Source organism: Acinetobacter sp. 479375 (assembly GCF_000581715.1).
GTDB classification, from domain to species: Bacteria; Pseudomonadota; Gammaproteobacteria; order Pseudomonadales; family Moraxellaceae; genus Acinetobacter; species Acinetobacter ursingii.
In genome coordinates this window covers 56,070-78,585 of sequence record NZ_JEZN01000007.1, presented here as the reverse complement: position 1 = coordinate 78,585, position 22,516 = coordinate 56,070, and the positions used below count along the sequence as shown (strand labels likewise).

Here is a 22,516-nt window from a genome sequence, read left to right as displayed (position 1 = left end):
TTCTTTGGTGTATCAACCGACAGATGCTTAACTGGCTTCTGGCTGATTTAAACTGGCTTCATACGCTTTGGCTTTATCTACATCGTAGACTTTTTCCCACTTACTAATCACCAGTACCGCTAGCGCATTACCTACGACATTCAGTGCAGTACGTGCCATATCTAAAATACGGTCAACACCCGCAATAAATGCCAAGCCTTCAAGTGGAATGCCGACACTGCCTAGCGTTGCCAATAACACGACAAAAGAAACACCAGGTACCCCTGCGATTCCCTTAGAGGTAATCATTAGGGTAATCACTAAAATCACCTGTTGATATAAAGACAGATCAATCCCATAAAGCTGTGCAATAAAGATGGCAGCAATACTCTGATACAGCGTTGAACCATCCAGATTAAATGAATAACCAGTCGGAATCACGAAACTGGTAATCGCTTTCGGCGCCCCATAAGCTTCCATCTTTTGCATAATACGCGGCAAAACAGTTTCTGAACTGGCAGTGGAATACGCCAAAATCAATTCGTCTTTGAGAATTCTCATCAACGTTAAGATATTAATACCGCACAATTTTGCAGTAAGACCTAACACGACAAAAGCAAAAAAGAAAATAGTGGCATATACCAAAACAACCAGCTTCGCCAAAGGAATCAGAGAGGTAAAACCGAAATTCGCTACCGTGACAGCAATGAGACCAAATACCCCGATTGGTGCATATTTCATAATCATATGCGTCACACGGAACATGGTTTCAGAGACCGCATGGAATACATGCAACAAAGGCTCTTTAGTGGTGGTTGGTAATGATGACAAACCAATACCGAACAATACTGCAAAGAAAATCACAGGCAACATTTCACCATGTGCCATAGAACTAATAATATTCGTTGGAATTAACGATAAAATCGTCTGAATAATGCCATGAGAATGCGATTCAACTTCTTGCGTAGTATGTTGATATTGAGAAATATCTGTTTTCACCAACGCCGACATATCCACACCAGCACCTGGCTGGAAAATATTGGCGGCAACTAAACCGACAATAATCGCAATCGTGGTAATGATTTCAAAATACAAAATTGTTTTAAAGCCAAGTCTTCCCAGACTTTTTGTGGTACCAACACCTGCAATACCCAAAATGAGCGTAGAAAAAACGATTGGAATCACAATCATTTTAATCAAGCTAATAAAAATCTGACCCAAAGGTTTCAACACATTATTAACCGCGGCGTCTTTTATTTCAGGTTGGTTGTGCAAAATAGCCCCGACAACCACACCAAGGATCAAAGCAATTAAAATTTGCCATGCAAGGCTAATTTTAAAGTTCTTCATAAGACAATCCTTTATGCTCAAAAAGCACGATATAAGAACAGGAGAGTAGATGCGCTCTATAACAAACAATACGTTCGTAAAATTCCTTTTCGATCCGAGATGAGGTCTAGCCCTTGACCCATCAGCTCAAGATTTGGGTTTCTACGGACAACGAGCGATAAATAAGCGGCACATTCTAGAGAGATTTTATTATTTAACAATACTAAACCAGCAGAAAATCAGCCAACTCCCTTTTAATAAAAAATATATTTATAACTTTTATATAGTTAACAAGAATTAACCGTTTAAAAATAGATCAAAACTCAAATAAAAAATCAAAAAATAGACTTATTCTGTAGTTTTATTAATCAAAACTTGTTTATTTAAAAACCAATACTGCGATAACAAAAGAAATGAATGAACAAAGAACAGGCAAATACCTTCAAAAATGATCTCAGATTTTTCTATTTCAAAATTTTAAATTTTGCGATAAGCCATAATACCAAAGGCCAAAATATCGTATTCAGAATATCGTGCAAACTTGCATCAAACCGCCAATATCCATAGTTAATCAAATCGTCTCTGGCATCGAGCAATTCTGCGCCAATCGCAGTCAAAACCACTGCAAATAAAGCCCAAATGGATTTTAATTGGCGTTTATCTAAAAAAGCCACGCAGAAAAAAACCAACAAACCTGCATAAATATGCAAAGCATCGCGTGTCAAATCAATCAAATTGACGATATAGATTTTAAATTCTTGAAAATTTGAGTGATACATACGTCTAGAAAAGATTTGAACAATTAAAATGATACATCAAAAAAATCATAACCCGAGTTCTGCATCCTGCAAAACTCGGGCAAATGAGGTTGTGCTTTCAGTCTTTTTTGTTATTGTAAGAGTTGCTTCCCTAGCGTCATCAAATCCTTGATGCTCATCCTTCAGCTTAGTCTTCCATAGTCGGGATATTCCATTCCCTATTCCTGTGCTGATAGATATAGAATACCTTCTGGGAACTTGACTGCCTATTCGCTCAAGACCGCATTTAGTGTAAGTAATTGCTTACACCGATATTGTGGTGGCAGCTTAACTTTTATAAGCCTGTGCGATGTCAGCCGTCACGATTTTTTCCTCTTTCTCTGCTTTACTAATCCCTTCCTGAATCGCGTCCTGAGCGGCCTCATGATCATCTTGCGTTTCTGGCAATTCTTCTTGAATTTGCTCAAAAATCCGTCCTGTTTGTAACACGACATACACAGGAAAGTGATCTGATCCAATATTCGGTAATCGATTCATTTTGACTAAAGCAAAATCGGTACTATGGAAAATATGATCGAGAGACCAGCGCAACAAAGGATAGTTGGCATGAAAGGTATTAATGAAATGCCGCCCGACTCGTGGATCAAGCAACCCACTAATGCGCTGAAATAAACGGGTGGTTCGTGACCAAGCCACATCATTAAGATCACCCATCACAATACAACTTTCATCTAGATCCTTGATTTGATCGCCCACCATTAGCAACTCAGCATCGCGCAAAGTTGAATCTTTCGCTTCTGTTGGACTTGGTGGTTTGGGATGCAGACAATAAAGTTGCACGGCCAAACCACTGGGTAAAATCACCGTGGTATGAATCGATGGAATTTCATCACTCAAGATAAACTTGACTTCAGTATCTTTGAGCTGCAATCGGCTGTACAAATGCATACCATATAAATTATCTAGTGGCACAGGAACCCGATACGGATAATCTGCTTCAATCACACTCAATTCATTTTGCCATGTTTGATCAGTCTCTAAAGTCAGAACCAGATCTGGTTTTAACTTTTGAATCTGCTCAATCAATAAATGATATTGATCATTCGGTGTTAAGACATTGGACACTAACAACGAGATTTGCTGATCTGGATTGAACTGTTCGGCTTTCACCTGTTTGACCTGTTTCTTCCAGATAAAGGTATAAGGCAATACCATTTTTAGCTGATACGCGATTGCCGCGATTAAACCAATAACGATCAATTCTCGAGGCAGATTCCACGGCGCATCGCAAAACAATACAAACAATAAAGTCACTACACCGACAGCTAAAATTTGCAGTCTGGGGAAATCTGCTCCTCGAATCCACCATTCGTCGCGTGGAATAAGTGACCAGAATGTCAGCCAAATCACCACTACAGCACACACTTCAATAAATAGTAACAATTCCTGACCCACCCTAGATTTTATTGATTTTTCATTCTTCAAGATTCCTGTGTAGCATATTCATAAATTTACTCACAATAAAGAGCATGTTTTCATTGGATAATACTTGCAGTTGTGGTCGCTTTTGATACACTCAAGCCCCTTTTACATTTTTTAACGCACCGAGGCAAAGTGACATGAAAGTAGGTCTGGTCGGTTGGCGCGGGATGGTTGGTTCCGTCCTTATGCAACGTATGGTTGAAGAAAATGATTTTGCTCATTTTGAGCCATTTTACTTTTCTACCAGTAATGCAGGTGGTGAAGCCCCTTCATTTGGTGGTAAAACTGCCCCAGCACTTATGGATGCTTCAGACATTAAGAGTCTGAAACAAATGGATGTCATTATTACCTGTCAAGGTGGTGACTATACTTCTGAAGTTTTTCCAAAACTCAAAGCTGAAGGCTGGAATGGCTATTGGATTGATGCCGCATCAACATTACGTATGGCAGATGATGCCATCATCGTACTTGATCCAGTGAATGCGCAAGTTATCAAAGATGGTTTAGCCAAAGGCACTAAAACATTTGTCGGTGGGAACTGTACGGTTTCTCTTATGCTGATGGGCTTGGGTTCACTCTTCCAAAACAATTTGGTGGAATGGATGAGTGCGATGACTTATCAGGCAGCATCGGGTGCAGGTGCACAAAACATGCGCGAATTACTCACGGGTATGGGTTATTTATATAACAATACCAAAGAGTTACTGGACGATCCTAAATCAGCCATTTTGGATATCGATAGCCATGTAGCAGAATTGCAACGTGGCGAAGGCTTCCCTAAAGCCAACTTTGGCGTGCCATTGGCAGGTTCATTGATTCCTTATATCGACAAACAGCTTGAAAATGGTCAATCCAAAGAAGAATGGAAAGGTCAGGCGGAAACCAACAAAATTTTAGGTAATTCGCAAATTATTCCAATTGATGGTCATTGTGTGCGTATTGGTGCAATGCGTTGTCATTCACAGGCTCTCACGATTAAGCTTCGCAAAGACGTTCCTCTGGACGAAATCGAAGCTATGATTCGTCAGTCCAATGAATGGGCAAAAGTCGTGCCGAATACACGTGAAGCTTCAATGACTGATTTGACCCCAGTTGCTGTAACAGGAACACTTTCAGTTCCAGTGGGTCGTTTACGCAAACTAAATATGGGCAAAGAATATTTAGGCGCATTTACTGTCGGTGACCAACTTCTTTGGGGTGCCGCTGAACCTTTACGCCGTATGTTACGTATCCTGATTGAATATAAAAATGCTTAAATACACGATTTAAGCCCATGAGCCGATCGATTGATCGGCTTTTTTTATGTACTTCTTCTGTAAAAGTTTTACATTCGGTTAACATCTCGGTATTGTATAACGTGACCGCTTTACTCCTGCTTCATGGAACAAGATGACTGTCTATAACAAATTAAAAATTGCGATTCTAACTATTTTGGCGACACAGACCATACATGCGATCACGCTTGAACCTTTACAAGTTATGTCTGCTCCTGGGGATTTGCTTTATGCTGAAATGAATTTCAGTCAGGCCGATATATCGTCCAATTTACAGGTCAGTCTTGCAACGCCAGAAGACTTAATGGATTTGGGGATTGCATCTCAACCGTCTGCACAACTGAATTTTTTTGCAAGACGTAATGGGCAAGGTACGGGCGTCATTGTGATTACATCTTCACGCCCATTTACCCAACCCGAACTGGATATTGTACTTAAAATTCAGGAAGGTCATGGTACGCGATTACAGCACATCAAACAGTCGATTAATCGAAAAGCTGTACCAGCACTTCAAACAGCCAATGAAAAACCACTTACACCCAAATTTATTGTGAGTGAAAAGGATATTGCGTTGAATTTACCTGAAAGTACGCAATACAACGTTGCCAGTACTTCGCAAAGCGTCAATACGATACAAAGTACGTCAAACTCAACAACAGAGCCTAGTTTAAATCGCTCACAAGTCTTGGCTATCAACACGACTCCTCCACCCACCCTACAAACAAATACGACAACTACAGCAGCCACGGAGACAAACATACAGCAGTCTACAGACCGTGCAACACCGCCCTCTCATTCCAATATGAAAGAAACAGTCAAACCCTCTGATGAGTTAGCAGCAATCGCTCCTTCTAATCATGCACAAACTGTAGTCTCTTCTGCTCAAGTCGCTAAACAAAGCCCTGAAAAAACCGCGAAAGAACAGGTAAAATCTGCCTCGCCAACGAAAGTACCTGAGCCTAATATAGAAAAAATAAAGACCAAAAATCAGACTGCAAAAGTGAAGGAAAAAACAGCATCTGAAACTCGTACATCTGGTGAAAATCAACATGTTGTACAACGTAATGAATCGTTATGGAGTATTGCAAATCGAATTGCGACTCAAACCAATCAACCTATTGCACAGGTCATGCAACAAATCAAAGCACAAAATAGTCACGCGTTTATTCAGGGTGATGTCAACCGTTTAAGACAGGGGGTTGCACTTAACTTATCTGCGGCAGTCGATCAGAGCCCACAAAAAACCGCTACCGTCAAAACTGCGCCGAGTTCGACTCAAGCATCAGGACGAGCAAAATATCGCCTCAATCAGGCTGAAATGAACTTAGTTGCAGACAATGAACAAGATTCTACACAAGTAAGTGCAAAACACAGCACAAAACAAGATAAAAGCACTGCCGAGTTGTCATTAAAAGTTATGACAGCACGAGAAAAAACCGTTAAATTACAGCAAAGCGTCACTGAAATGGAACTGGCTCTGAGACAAAAGGATCAAAGAATCCAGCTTTTAAATGCACGTCTGGCACAATTACAGCAACAGCTAAAAGAGCGAGAAAATGCAAAAAAGTCAGTTCGTTAAAGTCAAACGCATAGATATTTAAATGAGTCAAAGAAAATGGCTCATGCTTGAAGGGGTATAAGCATGTTGTATGTGATTCCGTTTATTATTTTATTGGTCATTGCGGTTGTTTTAAAAAAACGGGAAGCCAGCAAAGAAGAACAAAAACCTAAAAACAAGACCAATGCAAATAAAAAAGGAAAAAAAGTTGCAGGAAAATCGGTAACTCGTCCTCGTAATGAGTCTCGCGAAGTTACACCTACGATTATTGCTGAACAAAAAAAGACCACACCCGTTTCTCAGGAATTACATCAAAAGATTATTTCACTGATCCAATCTGGAAATTATTCTACTGCAGAAGCACAAATTAATCAGGCTTTAAACCGCGATAATTCACAACACGGATTATATCTACACCTGTTAGATATTCATATTCTACAAAAAGATGAATTTGCTGTTGATCAATTAATTACTCACCTGCGTGCACTTGATTTACAAGATATTGTGATGCAGGCAGAAGCTAAAAAACGTGAGTATGATCAACAAAAGCAACCTGATTCAATCGAGTTTTCTGCAACCGGTTTAGATTTTCCTTCAACTGCACCACCACAAGCAGAAGCAACAGCGCCCCCTGTCATCAGTGATGCCGATTTTGATGCTTTGGTTCAGCCAGTGCAGCAAAACAATGCAATTACCACAGATCATATTGAAAGCAAAAAGCAAGATTCTGCTGAAATAGAAGCACTGGAATTTAATTTTTCTTTTGATCAAACAGTAAAACCTAGCGAACAAATACCGACACCTCCTGAAGCGCCATCTGAGAATTTAACTGAGTTTTCATTAACCTTAGAACCTAGAGAAGTTTCAAATCATCATATTGAAACAGCGCAAAATATTAATGTCGATTTTGCACAAGAATCTAATACAGATGCAAAATTAGCAGAACCAAGCAATCTCGATTTTTCCAATTTAGATTTTGCTCCTCAACCTGGATTAAGTCCTGAAAACACCACTCAGGAAGCCCCTCCAGAGCAGCTAGCAGAGACATTACCTGAATTTAAGTTTGATCAGTTAGAACTTGAACCAACAGCAACACCGTTAGAACCAGTTGCAGAACCTGTATTATCCTTTGATCAAGTAGCGGAGCCCGTTCCCCAGCCTCCGTCTCAGGTTTCTACTACATCTTCTGCCTTGGATTTAAATGATCCATTGGTTCAATCTTTTCCAGAACTTGCTCAGGTTAATGAAACTCAATTAGATCTTGATCTTGCAATAAAATATGTTGAATTGGGTGCCTATGATTCAGCACGGATTTTATTAACTAAAAATGAGACAATTTTTAGTGCTGATCAGCGAGAACTTTCAAAAAACTTACTCAATCGCATAGCATCTTAAAAAAGATCGTTCTACCATAAGCAGTCTGTTCAGACTGCTTTTTTTATTATGAAGAAAATTGCATTAATCTATATGGGTGGAACTTTTGGCTGTGTTGGAGAACCTCTGGCACCCATGCCTTATATTCAGTTTATGCCCCAACTACAACGCATCATTCCTATAGAGCTGCATGTCGATTGTTTTTCTGCACCTGCCATCAAAGATAGTAGCGCCTGTACTGCGCCAGACTGGCTTATGTTGGCTCAACAAATACAACAGTTACAATTACAGGGCTATGCTCATTTTGTGGTCATTCATGGCACAGATACCCTAAGTTATGCCGCTGCCACATTGGCACGTTTCTTAGGGCAATCCTGTCATTTGATCATTACAGGGAGTCAGTACCCTCTACTCAACAAAGCTGGAACAGATACCCGTGAATTTACTGATGCACTGGATAATTTATATTACGCACTTGATCAAGTCGTTAAGTTACCCGCAGGAAGTTATCTGGCATTTCATCATCAGGTTTTCTATGCACAAACCGCGTTAAAAATACAAACCACTGAACTAGATGCTTTTACTGGGACATTGGCCGAAAAAGACTGCGAAACTGTGCAACAATCCTATCTGGTCAATGATGAAACGATATTACGTAGCCAGAATTTATCGCTTTTAAATATAATGGCACAGCCGATTGGTCTACACGCTTTTAAGCAACAATTACAAAACCTAGTTTCATATCCACCGCATTTTTTAATTCTGCAAGGTTTTGGCACAGGTAACTTGGCGGTTGATGAAGAACTCATTTCACTTTTGCAACAGCTTCGACAACAAGGCTGCCTGAGTATCTTAACTACTCAAGTCTGTTTTGGTCAGATGGATCAGCGTTATGCAGTCAGTGAATGGATCCATAGCGCCAAAATATTGATCAATAATACCCTTAGCCATGCCGATTTATATGCCAAAGCATTGCAACTTTATTTACAATTTGACTCCCCAGAACTGCGTGAGCAACACTGGGCACTGTCTTAATCTTTGAGGTCTAAATATGCAGCGCTTTGCAATCGGTATTGAATTTTGCGGTATTCGTTATCGGGGCTGGCAAACGCAACAAGCGGGCGTTCCAAGTGTGCAGGAAGCGTTGGAGCGTGTATTAAGTACCATCGCAGATGAACCGATTATTTTGCATGGTGCAGGTCGTACCGATGCGGGTGTGCATGCCACCAATATGGTGGCGCATTTTGATACCCATGCCATACGCCCTGAACGTGGCTGGATGATGGGTACCAATAGCCAATTGCCTAAAGACATTTCGATCCAGTGGATCAAGGAAATGTCCCCTGATTTTCATGCGCGCTTTAAAGCCATAGCGCGTCGCTATCGTTATGTGGTGTATAACACAAACTATCGTCCCGCCTTACTTTATAAACAAGTTACACATATTTATCAGCCGCTAGATGTGGAAAAAATGAAGTTAGCCGCAGCTAAATTTGAAGGTACACATAATTTTGAAAGCTTTCGGGCAGCGGCATGTCAATCCAACCAACCCGTGCGTCATGTCAGTCATTGTCAACTCATTGAACATGGTCGTTATTTGGTACTCGATATTCAAGCTGATGGCTTTTTACATCATATGGTACGTAATATCATGGGATGTCTACTTGAAATTGGGCAAGGACTGTACGGCGTAGATCATATTGATACCATGTTTGCAGCGCAGGATCGTAAAGCCGCAGGCGTCACAGCCCCAGCACATGGCTTATATTTTATTCAGGCTTATTATCCAGAACAATTTGAGCTTCCTCAACCACCACTTGGACCACATTGGCTGAACCTGCCTGATGCATTTGCCTAATTTTTTGTATTAACGCAAGAATCGGGTCGTCACATGCCCAGAAAATTTTCAAAATGAGTCTTTCAATATCATTGAGACTCATAATGAAACGTCTTGAAAATAAAATCGTCATTATTACAGGCGCAAGCTCAGGCATAGGCCGAGAAAGTGCTTTGCTGTTTGCGCAGCAAGGTGCAATCGTGATCAATGTGGCTCGACGTGCTGAACGTCTTCAAGAGCTTGAGCAACGCATTAAAGCAGAAGGCAATATGTGTTTCTCTGTGGTTGGTGATCTTTGTGATCCATCGACCATGCAACGTGCTTTAGACTTAGCTTTACAACATTTTGGTCGCATTGATATTGCCTTTAACAATGCCGGTATATTAGGTGCATTAAAACCTACGCATCAAATCAGTCAAACTGAATGGGAAAACACTTTAAACACCAATCTTTCTGCAAATTTCTATGCTGCACAAATGCAATTAAACGCCATGCTTCAACAAAAAAATGGTTGTATCTTATTTACCTCGACGTTTGTTGGGCATCGCATAGGTTTTCCAAATATGGCGGCTTATGCTGCCAGTAAAGCAGGTTTAATTGGCTTAACTCAGGTGATTGCCGCAGAGTATGGCACCTTCGGTATTCGTTGTAACTGTATCATCCCTGGAGGTACAGATACAGAAATGGGACGTGCTGCTGTAGATAACGAACCAGCACGTCAACATATTCAGAATTTACATGCTTTAAAACGAATGGCACAGCCTCAAGAAATTGCACAAGCTGCTTTATTTGCGGTGAGTGATGAATCTAGTTTTATGACAGGCTCAACCCTTTACGTTGACGGCGGTATTTCCGTAGTGCGGGGTTGACTCAAAAAAAAGCATCCATTGAGGATGCTTTGTCTTAAGAAGAACGCTGCTTACGCTTTCTATATTCTACTGGCGTTTCATTGGTCCAGCGTTTAAATGCTCGATAAAAAGTACTTGGTTCAGAAAAACCCGTTAGATAAACAATACGTTCAACACTTTCATTGGTATTAGCCAGTAGTTTCTTGGCTAAACGGCAACGGTAATCTGACAAAATCTGCTGAAAACTGGTATTGGCTTCGCTCAATTGAGTTCTTAGGCGACGCGGTGTAATGTGTAACTGCGCTGCAACTGTTTCCAGTGTGGTTTCACCGCTTTCTAAGGTTGAACCAATCGCACGGCGGACTTCACCGACTAAATCATAGCGTGCCAGCTCCTGAAGCTTTTCAATCGCAAGTTGTTCATGTAACTGCAATAGCTCTGGTTCCGCTTGCCACAGTGGATAATCCAGAATATCGGCATCAAAATATAACCGTGTTTCTTTTTGACCTAGACTGACTGGGCAGCCATACACACGTATATATTCATCTTCTGCTGCGCCTTGATTAAAGTCAAAATCAATAAAAATAGGCTTAAACGCACCTTCGGTAATAAATTTAAAAAATCGTAAGATGCCTGATAAAGCGCATTCTGAAAAATGTCGATTGACAATATTGTCAGAGAATGACTGTTCGCCATTGGTCAAGTAACATCCATTTTCATCGACCACTAAGCGCGCTTGTAAAGCATCACTAATTAAACGTTGATAGGCTAATGCTCGTTTGAGTCCTTCACCAAATGTTGCACTACTAATAAATAAATGCTCAATCACCTGACCACGATATAAAGGTAAATGCTCACCCAAATGCAAACCAATATCGGGGTCTTTACTCACTTCTTCTGCCGCAATCCAAAAGGCATATTGCGCATTTAAAGGAGTACGGGTATTGGTATCCACCTGATTTAAGGCAACACCCGCTTTTGTTAAAATTTCTTCGGTTGGCAATCCCGCACGACGAATCGCCTGATAGCCAAATCGTAATACAACCGACGCATCTGTTAGCTGACCCACGTGACATCCTTCCTTGTATGTTCTTCATTTATACTTAAAAACGTAATTTAGATTACCGCTGATTGACCAAACTGACAACTCAATTCAGGTCATTTTTACACATTTTTTTTAATGAATTTGACCCATTTGCCACTTTGACAAGCACCATAAATTGGGGCATTGGTCTTGTTTTTTGATAAAAAATTGACTACAATTTGCGCCTTTCCAATTTGATCATCAGGTAGGCTATGGCCAATAAAGAGGAACTCATCGAGTTCGAAGGCGTTGTCACCGAAACGCTTCCTAATACGATGTTCCGTGTACGTTTAGAAAACGGTCACGAAGTAATTGCACACATTTCTGGTAAAATGCGTAAACACTATATTCGTATTTTAACGGGCGACAATGTTAAAGTTGAAATGACCCCTTACGATTTGACCAAAGGTCGTATTACTTATCGTGCGCGCTAATTCCGTTTAGTGAATGCAAAAAAGCCACTTTCCAAATGTGGCTTTTTTATTGTTTTAAAATTGATTTTCATCGCTTAATCAGTCGAGTTTACTCAAATTATCTCGACTCTCACCGAGTCATCATTTTTAATCGTAGAATAAATAGAAAAGGATTTTTATGATGAACCACAAAATTTATGCGGTGATAGGTGTTACTTTGTTCATTCAAGCCTGTGCCACACATACTCAGCCCAAAGTAAATTTGCAAGATTATTTACAGCAGTTTATTGGCCAGTCTGCACAGCAAATTCAACAGAATCTCGATCTCAAATCATTAGGTTATCAAGTATTAGATCAGCCTAGCATCACCGAGAAGCAACTTACTTATACTATTTTGCGCCCCATGAATATTCCAACACCAATGGTCAGTAATGTTGAGGTCGGTGGAAACGCTATACCTCTACAATTGGGAAACCATTCCGCCAACTCTTATGATGTAAATTTTAATTGCAAAATTATCTTTAATCTCAATAACCAAATCGCTGAATCCATTCAATATCAAGGTAAAGCCTGTTAAGGTTGATTTGGAATTTAAGTGCTAAACGCCAATAAAAAACGCAGCCGAAGCTGCGCGTTTTTATATACGAATTTTGATTAGACCAAAGCTTGAACGACTGCATCGCCCATTTCTGAAGTACTGACCTTCGTCATGCCTTCAGACATAATATCGCCCGTACGCAAGCCCTGATCCAATACATTGCCTACAGCATCTTCAATCGCTTTTGCTGCTGCTTCTTCACGGAAGGTATAACGCAACATCATGGCAACCGATAAAATCGTGGCCAGTGGGTTTGCAATATTTTGTCCGGCGATATCTGGCGCAGAACCATGACAAGGTTCGTACATGCCTTTGCCATTTTCATCTAGTGATGCAGATGGCAACATACCAATGGAGCCTGTCAACATCGCTGCTTCATCAGACAGAATATCACCAAACAAATTGCCTGTGACGATCACATCAAATTGCTTTGGCGCACGCACCAATTGCATAGCTGCGTTATCCACGTACATATGTGAAAGCTGAATGTCTGAATAATGAGCCTGTTGCAAATCAGTCACGGTTTGCTTCCACAGCTCAGTCACTTCTAACACATTGGCTTTATCGACTGAACAAACCTTACCACCACGTAACCCTGCCATCTCAAAAGCAACTTTGGCGATACGTTTAATTTCAGATTCGCTATAAACATCGGTGTTGTAGCCTTGTTTTTCGCCATTCTCCAGTTCACGAATACCGCGTGGCTGACCAAAGTAAATACCACCTGTCAGTTCACGAACAATCAGAATATCCAGACCAGCAACAATCTCTGGTTTTAAGCTTGAAGCATCTGCCAATTGCGGATAAAGAATCGCTGGGCGTAAATTTGCAAATAAGTTTAATTCACTACGAATTTTTAATAAGCCACGTTCTGGACGGATCGAGCGCTCAATCGTATCCCACTTAGGCCCACCGACTGCACCAAGTAAAATTGCATCGGCTTTTTTGGCTTGTTGCGAAGTGACCGCAGGATACGGTTCACCATGTGCATCAATCGCAGAACCACCTAACAGTCCATGTTCCCAACTCAAACCTAAATTAAATTTTTGATTGACTGAAGTTAATACTTTTTCAGCGGCAGCCATAATTTCTGGGCCAATACCGTCACCCGCTAAAATTAAAATTTGTTTCGACATTTCTTCTTTCCATTTTTTCACTGTATCAGCCAATTTGCTGATGGGTCATTAAACCTTTTGCTCTACAAACTCACCCAAACCTGTCACAGCGTTAAAAGGACGACAAAAACGGCGAATGGTACGCTGACCCTCTTCCATTGCGACACATAACGGCTCTGGTGCAGACACATTGAGTAAGCTTCCGCCTGTATGTTTGGAGCGATCACGGTACATTTTAAAGGTATAGTGCTGATTCGATTTAAACTGATGAATCACATGAAAAGTTTCAGCACGATCAGGTGAAATAGGATAGAAACGAATCACTAATTCATATTGATCTGCGGGTACAGACAAATACATGACATTATGTGAGCTAAAAACAGAACCCTGTAAGCGGACAATGCCCTGCTCAAGACTTTCCGAACTTACCCGATGACTATTTGCATCCATAATGGGCGTTGTATTTAGACGCTCAAACTCACAATGTTTGACACCAGCACAATAGATAGAAGCATTGGCCCGAGTATTTCCTATCCCCGCTTGTTTAATACGTAATGTATCAACAACTGTGTTTGTGCTTTGACATGCACTCAGTGCAACTGAGCATATTCCAAGCATCACACTATGGAGAAATGTCCTCTTCATTGTCAGAGCCCAACCTTATTCAGAGTAAAGTTTTTCAACATCTTTTAGCCTGCATGGTAACAAGAGTTGAGCTTCTATGCTATTGCTATCTTTAAAAAGTACCGCTCTCCTATTTACTTCTGCAACTCCTGAAATACCCAAGGGCGTGACTGTTTGGCCTGCGCTTCAAATGCACGAATTGCGTCGGCATTTTGTAGGGTCAAGCCAATATCATCCAAACCATTCAACAAACAATGCTTGCGGAACGAATCAATTTCAAATGTAAATGCCTGACCCGATGGTGTACGTACTTCCTGCGCCGCTAAATCAACAGTCAGTTGATATCCTTCGTTTGCAGCGCATTCTTTAAATAACTGATCTACAATATCTTCTGGCAAAATTACAGGCAACATCCCATTCTTAAACGAGTTATTAAAGAAAATATCCGCATAACTTGGCGCAATCACGGTACGAAAACCATATTCATTTAATGCCCACGGTGCATGTTCGCGGCTTGAACCACAGCCAAAGTTGGTTCGTGCCAATAAAATGGTTGAACCTTGATAGCGTGGCTTATTTAAAACAAAATCAGGATTTTTAGGGCGCTTGCTAATATCCTGTCCCAAATAACCTTCGTCTAAATAGCGTAGCTCATCAAATAAGTTATCGCCAAAACCTGTACGTTTGATCGATTTTAAAAACTGTTTTGGAATAATTAAATCGGTATCGACATTGGCACGATCCAAAGGTGCAACAATACCCTGTTCAATTGTATATTTTTTCATGGTTTGCTCCCTTAGAATGAACGAACATCAACAAAATGACCCGCAATTGCGGCTGCTGCGGCCATCGCTGGACTGACTAAATGCGTTCGTCCACCATTGCCCTGACGTCCTTCAAAGTTACGGTTTGACGTTGAAGCACAATGCTCGCCCGGTTGTAACTTATCTGCATTCATAGCCAAACACATTGAACAACCTGGTTCACGCCATTCAAAACCTGCTTCCAAGAAAATTTGGTCTAAACCTTCTTGCTCCGCCTGTTGTTTAACCAACCCTGAACCCGGCACAATCATCGCCTGCTTAATGCTTGAAGCCACTTTACGACCTTTGACGACTTCTGCTGCTGCACGAATATCTTCGATCCGTGAGTTGGTACATGAACCAATAAAGACGCGATCTAACTGAATATCTTCCAATGCCTGACCCGCAGTTAAACCCATATATTGATAAGCACGTGTCCAGTCATTGCGTTGTACGTCATCTTTGGCTTGTTCCAATGTCGGAACAGCTTTCGATACTGGAATGACCATCTCAGGTGAAGTGCCCCAAGATACTTGTGGCTCAATCTCTTCACCCTGCAAAACAACCACTGTATCAAAGTGTGCATCGTCATCAGAATGTAAAGTATTCCAGTAGGCGACTGCTTGATCCCATTGTTCATCTTTTGGTGCATACGGACGATTTTTCACATATTCAATGGTTTTATCATCGACTGCCACCATGCCCACGCGCGCACCCGCTTCAATCGCCATGTTACAGACCGTCATACGACCTTCGATCGACATATCACGGAAAACTTGTCCACCAAATTCAATCGCATGACCCGTACCGCCCGCAGTCCCGATTTTTCCAATAATTGCCAAGACCACATCTTTCGAGGTGACGCCTTTGCCTAAAGTGCCATCGACACGTACCAACATGTTTTTCATTTTCTTTTGAACAAGGCACTGGGTTGCCAAGACATGCTCAACTTCTGATGTTCCAATCCCGTGTGCCAAGCAACCAAATGCACCATGTGTTGCAGTATGTGAATCACCACATACCACGGTCATTCCTGGCAAAGTTAAACCTTGTTCAGGCCCCACCACATGCGCAATACCCTGACGAATATCATTGATACCAAATTCAACGATATCGAAAGTTTTGCAGTTATCATCAAGGGTTTGTACTTGTATACGTGAAGTATCATCTTCAATACCCGCAATCCCCTGCTCACGTTCTTTTTTTGAGGTTGGAACGTTATGATCAGGCGTTGCGATATTGGCACTTAAACGCCAAGGCTTACGATCTGCAAGTTGTAAACCTTCAAAAGCTTGCGGACTGGTCACTTCATGTAATAAATGACGATCGATATAAATGAGGCTTGAACCATCGTCTCGTTGTGAGACCAAATGGTCATCCCATAATTTGTCATATAAAGTTTTTGCGCCTTGGGTATTGCCTGCCATGTCGTCGCTCTCCACCGTGCTTGCCATTGGACTGGGTAATGCTAATCTTATCTTGATTATAGCGAATGTTTTCCATAAAACTAATTTATCATTTTTATAAATTAATAAACTTTTTGGAATTAATAAGGTGCTAAACTAACTTTTTTAAATTAATCACAAATTCTTTTGTTCGATAATAATACTGATCATTTTGTAATTTTGATAAAGAATAGCCTTGTAACATAGGATGATTATCAACAGCTTTACGTAATTCAAAGCGTTTGTATTTATCTTGTTTGTAACCTGTTTTTTGTAATAAGAAAAATCCAACTACTAAATACATCATTACAATCAAAAATATGGCACCTTTCAAACTTTGCCAAGTCTGAAAATAAACTACAATACCAGTAAAAATTATCACTGCTAAAATATGAATCCAAAAAGGTATATTTATTGGATAGCGTTGAACATAGGATTCTGCCAGTGTGGGGTCAATATGCAATATCCCTGCGCTTGATTTCAATACAATCACTTTTTTGGCATGAAGACCATTATAATCTTCATCACTCACAATCATCTCGACATGTTCATTATCTTCCACCACGAATTGGGTAAAAGTGCCAAAAATGATGACTTCATCAAGCTGTGCTGAAAACTGATCGGCACTAAAACTTCGATTCCGTTGATGTTGTCGTGTCAAATCCTGAAGTCTTGGATTCGGTTCTTTCCAAATGATGTGGTCTTTCTTGATATGCTGAATATTCTGAATTGTTCCTGTCATAGTATTTAATTTGGGGCTGTAGTAGATTAGAAGTGTGATAGTCTACTTTTATGAAGATAACTAGATGTAAATTAAGTAAAAAAACTCAAAGAAAACTACTTGAGTTTTTTATTGCAGAGGTAACCGCTAGAACAGCAGCAGATTTACTCGGTATTCAACCTAATTCTGCTGCTTTGTTTTATAGGAAAATACGCCAAGTCATCATGTATCATCTTGACCAAGATGCCATAGAGGTTTTTGAGGGACAAATTGAGCTAGATGAAAGTTATTTTGGTGGTGTTCGTAAGGGAAAACGTGGGCGTGGAGCTGTGGGAAAAGTAGCTGTATTTGGTATGCTTAAACGTGGTGGCAAAGTTTACGTCAAGATTGTTCCAGATACAAAGACAGCAACCTTACTGCCAATAATTACTAGAAAAATTGCTCCAGATAGCATTGTTTATACAGATAGCTATCGTAGTTATAATGCCCTTGATGTCAGTGATTTTAGCCATCATAGAATCAATCATTCAGAAAAATTTGTTGAGGATAAAAATCATATCAATGGTGTTGAAAATTTCTGGAATCAAGCAAAACGAGTACTAAGAAAATATAATGGTATTGACCGAAATGCCTTTATATTGTTTATTAAAGATGAGAAGCACTGCTTCGCAAGATTTCGATTCAACTATGGCAGTCCAAAAGAGCAGCTAAAAACTCTACTCATTTGGACAGATATTTAAGCTTATCTACTACAGCCCCTTTAATTTTATTGGTAGCATCGTAATATTTATTTATCAGAATCAAGGTTAAGAGATGATCATAAAGCACTCCCTAAACATCTAGCAAAGTCAAATTGACTCAACACAATCATTCTTTGATTTATTCTTGATTATTTTTAATAATAGATTTGATACAAAAAACTGTTATGAGTTGCAACGCATGAATCTCGCCGCCTTTGAAGCCTTTGTAAAAGTGATGCAAACAGGTTCAATTTCACTGGCTGCCGAACAGTTGTTTATTACCCAACCTGCTGTCACCAAACGAATCCATAGTCTAGAAGAGTATTTTGGAGTCAAATTATTTGAGTCCGCAGGTCGTGGCGTACAACCCACTCATGCAGCGCACTCCTTGTTACCACGAGTCAAAAACTGGCTGAATGAACTTGGCGACATTCATTACACACTCAGCCATGAACATGATCAGGTGCAAGGTCGTTTAAAAATAGGGACAAGCCATCATATTGGCTTGCATCATCTGCCCTATTATTTAAAACAATATGTACAAGAGTTTCCAAATGTAAAACTGGATGTGCATTTTGTAGATTCTGAACAGGCACATGAACAAGTCTTGGCAGGTGATCTGGAACTCGCTTTTTTAACACTTCCCCCGCAAGGCGATGAACGTTTAAGCTATATGAATGTCTGGACAGATCCACTCGTCTTTGTAGCAGCACCATTTCATGCATTGGCACAGCAAAAAAATCTAACCCTTGAAGATTTACTGAATTATCCAAGTCTGTTGCCTTCTGCACAAACCTATACCAGTCAAATCACTTTAGCTGAGTTTGAAAAACATGGCCTCAAACCCAAAATCACCATGAGTAATAATCCACTTGAATCCATTCGAATGCTGGTTTCGATTGGTTTAGGTTGGTCTGTTTTACCTAAAACGCTGGTGAATCAGGACTTGCAGCAACTCGATCTAAATATGGAACTACATCGACAATTAGGCATGGTCTGGCATCCATCACGTAGTCAATCCAAAGCAGCTCAAGCGCTTATTCATTTCGTACAATGTCATTTACATAATGAATCTTTTACACAATAAATCTTTGAGACCTATGTAACCCAGATTTACCGCTGTTTACTGAACTATAAAAAACTTAAAGACAAATAGGAGTAAGTTGGTGCTTAAGCCATGCCTTATTCCTATTCAAGAATAACAAATCAATATGATTGAAATATCGAAGTACTGAAATATCAAAGCATGGTGAAGCTAAATAAAAATCGAATGATAGCCTGCCAAGATGGAGCCCCAGCATGTTGATCGAAACTTCAAAATTAGCCAGCGAACAAAATACTGATGATCCAACCCCAGCCACTTGTGCGATCAAAACACCTGAAGTTTTAAGTCAAAATACGTCTGCAAACAGTACTCGTCCGAAATTGCTACGGACACCCAATTTACGTGATCATGACAGTGCCAGCATGCGCGTGATTTTACGAGATTATTTCTTAAATACTTTTGATACTTATGAATGCCTATTTGAATGTCTGGCGAGTGATGAGGCGTTTTATAAAAAACCAATTTCCTTACGCCATCCCCTGATTTTTTATTACGGGCATACTGCGACTTTTTTTGTGAATAAGCTGTTATTGACCCGCATGATTGAACAGCGTGTTGATCAGAAAATGGAGTCGATGTTTGCGGTCGGCGTCGATGAAATGAGTTGGGATGATCTGGATGATACCCATTATGAATGGCCAACGCCCCAACAAGTCAAAGCCTATCGCGATAAAGTCCGTCACCTCATATTAGATTTAATCGAACATGCACCACTGACCATGCCTATAGACTGGAATCATCCGTGGTGGGCGATCATCATGGGGATTGAACATGAACGGATTCATCTGGAAACCTCTTCGGTTTTAATTCGCCAACATGATCTGGATTTTGTAAAATCCCATCCCTTTTGGCGCCCCCATCAGCACAGCCACAATCCACCCAAAAATACCTTGATGAAAGTGCCTGCGGGTCAAGTCTGTTTAAATAAACAAAAAGACAGCGCTTACTATGGCTGGGACAATGAATACGGGCGACATGAAGCCGAGATTGAGGAATTTGAAGCATCAAAATATCTGGTCAGTAATCAGGAATATTTAAATTTTGTTGAAGCGCAAGGCTATCAAACCCCAGAATACTGGCTTGAAGAAGGTCGATCTTGGCTAGAATTTAGCCAAGCAAGTCATCCTACTTTTTGGATCAAGAAAAAACAGGGTTGGTTTTTACGCCTGATGACCGAAGAGGTACCCATGCGCTGGGATTGGCCTGTCGAAGTTAACTACCATGAAGCTAAAGCATTTTGTCTCTGGAAAAAAACAACGAGTGGCTTAAATGTTCGTTTACCGACAGAGGATGAATGGTATCGTTTGTATGATATTGCAGGTTTAAACGAACTCAATGAACATCCTGCCGACTCCAATTTACATCTGGACTACGGCGCATCTTCATGCCCAGTTAATCAATTTCAACATGGCGATTTTTTTGATGTGCGAGGTAATGTCTGGCAATGGACAGAAACCCCGATTTATCCATTTGAAGGTTTTGATGTTCATCCGATTTATGACGATTTTACTACGCCCACTTTCGATGGGCGGCACAACTTAATTAAAGGCGGTTCGTGGATTTCTTGTGGGAATGAAAGTTTGTCTTCTTCCCGATACGCATTTCGCCGTCATTTTTTCCAACATGCAGGATTTCGCTACGTGGTTTCCGAACAAAATGCTATACATCCAGACTCCCACTATGAAACAGACCAGTTGCTCTCCCAATATGCCGAATTTCATTATGGCGACGAATATTTTGGGATCAAAAACTTTTCCAAAGCACTGGTTGATTTAGCCATTCAAACCTTGGGAGATCGCCCCAAAATACAAGCACTCGATATCGGCTGTGCGCTTGGTCGCGCGAGTTTTGAATTAGCTCAACATTTTGAACATGTAACGGGTATCGATTTTTCAGCACGTTTTATCCAACATGGTGTACAACTCGCCAAAGGAGAAACTTTGCGTTACACCCTGACCACTGAAGGTGAATTAGTCGACTATAAGTCCTGTGCCTTACGTGATTTAGGTCTTGAATCTATTCAAAGTCGGGTTGAGTTTTATCAAGGAGATGCCTGTAATCTCAAACCTCATTTTACCGCTTATGACTTTATCTTCGCGTCTAACCTCATAGATCGTTTATATAGCCCAAGTAAATTTTTAAAGCAAATTCATGAACGTTTAAACATTGGCGGTGTGCTGATGCTTGCCTCACCTTACACGTGGCTAGAAGAGCATACCCCACGCGAAGAATGGATTGGTGGATTTAAAAAAGACGGCGAGAATTTCACTACACTGGATGGCTTACATGCGCTATTAGATCAACATTTTCGTTTGATTGCACCATCGCAAAAAGTTCCCTTTGTGATTCGAGAAACTGCACATAAGTTCCAACACACTTTATCGGACGTGACATTTTGGGAACGTATCAATGAATAGGAAATAAAATGCTTAACCCATGAGGGTCATCGTGACAGGCGACATGGATGTCGCCACGCTGGATTGCGGTTGCAGGGATGCACCGTCAATCCAGCAAAAGATTTTTGTTACTTTTCATCTCATCTTTGAAAAGTAAGATATACATAAAAATAGACAACCTCGACCCAAATCTAAAAATGTAGAGACTCTTTGTTTAATCAAAGTACAAACTAAACCTATCTCTAGACTGAAAACTTAAATCGACCAATCTTGAACTTCCCATCCTTTCTCTTGCGCCAACTTCTCTAAACGATCATCTGGATTTACCGCAATGGCATGGGTTGCATATTCCAATAAGAACCGATCATTAATCGAATCTGAATACGCCCAAGATTCGTTCACTTGACGCCCATCCAGCCATTGATCCAGACGAAGTAATTTACCTTGTTGATAACATGGCAATCCTGCGACCTTGCCTGTATAAGCGCCTTCGACCACTTCGGCATTGGTGGCAATAATGTTTGTAATCCCAAACTCACGAAAAATAGGCGCAGTGATAAAATCACTGGTCGCGGTAATTCCGACTATCTCATGCCCCAAGGCTTTATGATGTTCAATCGCCACAAAACCTTGTGGACGCATTTGTGGGCGAATCACCTTTTGCATAAATAACTGATGCAATTCGGTTAAATAGGCATTGTCATGCCGCGTCAAAAACTGAAAAACAAACTCATTATAAGCAATCGGGTCAAGTTGCCCAGCTTTATAGTCTTCATAAAATTGATCATTCATCTGACGATGATGTACGGGATCGACCAAACCTTCATTGACCAAAAACTCTCCCCAAGAATGGTCAGAATCTGTATTGAGTAAGGTGTGATCAAGATCAAACAAAGCCAATTTCATGAAAATACTCGTTAAAACTGAAATTTAAGAAAAAAAATGTAAATCTATCTCCGCTAGTCGATAGAAATTCGTTAAGATCATAGCAATTTAAATGCATTTTACTTTGATCTTTTCGCGCTGGGCTTCA

The 22,516-nt window shown here is 40.5% G+C and carries 21 protein-coding genes; 11 read left to right on the top strand and 10 right to left on the bottom strand.

Annotation, left to right across the window (positions count from 1 at the left end; translation table 11 throughout):
- Window positions 1–27 precede the first annotated feature (27 nt).
- The 3 genes from gltP to J500_RS08020 all read right to left on the bottom strand — a co-directional run bounded on the left by gltP (window position 28) and on the right by J500_RS08020 (window position 3,509).
- Complete coding sequence (gltP, locus tag J500_RS08030) at window positions 28–1,329, bottom strand: glutamate/aspartate:proton symporter GltP (protein WP_004994002.1); 1,302 nt, start codon at window positions 1,327–1,329, stop codon at window positions 28–30.
- Between the two features lie 443 nt (window positions 1,330–1,772).
- Window positions 1,773–2,087 carry a hypothetical protein gene (locus J500_RS08025; protein WP_004994003.1) on the bottom strand — a complete coding sequence of 105 codons (315 nt, stop codon included), beginning with the start codon at window positions 2,085–2,087 and terminating at the stop codon, window positions 1,773–1,775.
- A gap of 306 nt (window positions 2,088–2,393) precedes the next feature.
- Window positions 2,394–3,509, bottom strand: coding sequence for an endonuclease/exonuclease/phosphatase family protein (locus tag J500_RS08020; RefSeq protein WP_034699123.1), 1,116 nt, complete (start codon window positions 3,507–3,509; stop codon window positions 2,394–2,396).
- A 176-nt stretch (window positions 3,510–3,685) separates the two neighbouring features.
- Between J500_RS08020 and asd the strand changes: the two genes are divergently transcribed.
- From asd to J500_RS07990, 6 genes are all read left to right on the top strand, one after another.
- Window positions 3,686–4,804, top strand: a complete 1,119-nt coding sequence (gene asd, locus J500_RS08015; RefSeq protein ID WP_004991406.1) for an aspartate-semialdehyde dehydrogenase — start codon at window positions 3,686–3,688, stop codon at window positions 4,802–4,804.
- Window positions 4,805–4,937: 133 nt separating this feature from the next.
- Window positions 4,938–6,401 (top strand): hypothetical protein, encoded by a 1,464-nt coding sequence (locus tag J500_RS08010; protein WP_034699025.1) that lies wholly within the window; start codon window positions 4,938–4,940, stop codon window positions 6,399–6,401.
- Window positions 6,402–6,464: 63 nt separating this feature from the next.
- A complete protein-coding gene (locus tag J500_RS08005; RefSeq protein WP_034699022.1) occupies window positions 6,465–7,775 on the top strand; it encodes a hypothetical protein in 1,311 nt (436 codons plus the stop codon).
- 48 nt (window positions 7,776–7,823) lie between these two features.
- Window positions 7,824–8,789, top strand: coding sequence for an asparaginase domain-containing protein (locus J500_RS08000; RefSeq protein WP_034699019.1), 966 nt, complete (start codon window positions 7,824–7,826; stop codon window positions 8,787–8,789).
- A 16-nt stretch (window positions 8,790–8,805) separates the two neighbouring features.
- Window positions 8,806–9,612 (top strand): tRNA pseudouridine(38-40) synthase TruA, encoded by an 807-nt coding sequence (gene truA, locus J500_RS07995; RefSeq protein ID WP_004991422.1) that lies wholly within the window; start codon window positions 8,806–8,808, stop codon window positions 9,610–9,612.
- 83 nt (window positions 9,613–9,695) lie between these two features.
- Window positions 9,696–10,460, top strand: a complete 765-nt coding sequence (locus tag J500_RS07990; RefSeq protein WP_004991425.1) for an SDR family oxidoreductase — start codon at window positions 9,696–9,698, stop codon at window positions 10,458–10,460.
- Window positions 10,461–10,494: 34 nt separating this feature from the next.
- On the opposite strand, the gene J500_RS07985 is transcribed toward J500_RS07990, so the two are convergent.
- Window positions 10,495–11,508: an AraC family transcriptional regulator gene (locus tag J500_RS07985; protein WP_004991427.1), complete on the bottom strand. Its 1,014-nt coding sequence runs from the start codon at window positions 11,506–11,508 to the stop codon at window positions 10,495–10,497.
- 227 nt (window positions 11,509–11,735) lie between these two features.
- Here J500_RS07985 and infA point away from each other — a divergent pair, with 227 nt between their 5' ends.
- Window positions 11,736–11,957, top strand: coding sequence for a translation initiation factor IF-1 (infA, locus tag J500_RS07980; protein WP_004718087.1), 222 nt, complete (start codon window positions 11,736–11,738; stop codon window positions 11,955–11,957).
- 157 nt (window positions 11,958–12,114) lie between these two features.
- Window positions 12,115–12,513, top strand: coding sequence for a hypothetical protein (locus J500_RS07975; protein WP_004994018.1), 399 nt, complete (start codon window positions 12,115–12,117; stop codon window positions 12,511–12,513).
- A 77-nt stretch (window positions 12,514–12,590) separates the two neighbouring features.
- On the opposite strand, the gene leuB is transcribed toward J500_RS07975, so the two are convergent.
- From leuB to J500_RS07950, 5 genes are all read right to left on the bottom strand, one after another.
- Window positions 12,591–13,670, bottom strand: a complete 1,080-nt coding sequence (leuB, locus tag J500_RS07970; protein ID WP_004994021.1) for a 3-isopropylmalate dehydrogenase — start codon at window positions 13,668–13,670, stop codon at window positions 12,591–12,593.
- Between the two features lie 48 nt (window positions 13,671–13,718).
- Entirely contained in the window at window positions 13,719–14,294 is a 576-nt protein-coding gene (locus tag J500_RS07965) for a hypothetical protein (protein ID WP_004991435.1), read from the bottom strand.
- A 113-nt stretch (window positions 14,295–14,407) separates the two neighbouring features.
- Entirely contained in the window at window positions 14,408–15,058 is a 651-nt protein-coding gene (leuD, locus tag J500_RS07960; RefSeq protein WP_004994031.1) for a 3-isopropylmalate dehydratase small subunit, read from the bottom strand.
- An 11-nt stretch (window positions 15,059–15,069) separates the two neighbouring features.
- Window positions 15,070–16,503 carry a 3-isopropylmalate dehydratase large subunit gene (gene leuC / locus J500_RS07955; protein WP_004994037.1) on the bottom strand — a complete coding sequence of 478 codons (1,434 nt, stop codon included), beginning with the start codon at window positions 16,501–16,503 and terminating at the stop codon, window positions 15,070–15,072.
- Window positions 16,504–16,633: 130 nt separating this feature from the next.
- Window positions 16,634–17,263 (bottom strand): hypothetical protein, encoded by a 630-nt coding sequence (locus J500_RS07950; RefSeq protein WP_004994041.1) that lies wholly within the window; start codon window positions 17,261–17,263, stop codon window positions 16,634–16,636.
- A gap of 50 nt (window positions 17,264–17,313) precedes the next feature.
- Here J500_RS07950 and J500_RS07945 point away from each other — a divergent pair, with 50 nt between their 5' ends.
- The 3 genes from J500_RS07945 (at window position 17,314) to ovoA (ending at window position 21,504) form a co-directional block, all read left to right on the top strand.
- Window positions 17,314–17,982 carry an IS1595 family transposase gene (locus tag J500_RS07945; protein ID WP_004994042.1) on the top strand — a complete coding sequence of 223 codons (669 nt, stop codon included), beginning with the start codon at window positions 17,314–17,316 and terminating at the stop codon, window positions 17,980–17,982.
- Between the two features lie 199 nt (window positions 17,983–18,181).
- Window positions 18,182–19,069, top strand: a complete 888-nt coding sequence (locus J500_RS07940) for a LysR family transcriptional regulator (RefSeq protein WP_004994046.1) — start codon at window positions 18,182–18,184, stop codon at window positions 19,067–19,069.
- Window positions 19,070–19,281: 212 nt separating this feature from the next.
- Window positions 19,282–21,504 (top strand): 5-histidylcysteine sulfoxide synthase, encoded by a 2,223-nt coding sequence (ovoA, locus tag J500_RS07935; protein WP_004994048.1) that lies wholly within the window; start codon window positions 19,282–19,284, stop codon window positions 21,502–21,504.
- A 234-nt stretch (window positions 21,505–21,738) separates the two neighbouring features.
- Here ovoA and J500_RS07930 read toward each other — a convergent pair whose 3' ends face one another.
- Entirely contained in the window at window positions 21,739–22,389 is a 651-nt protein-coding gene (locus tag J500_RS07930; protein ID WP_004994052.1) for an HAD family hydrolase, read from the bottom strand.
- Between the last annotated feature and the right edge of the window lie 127 nt (window positions 22,390–22,516).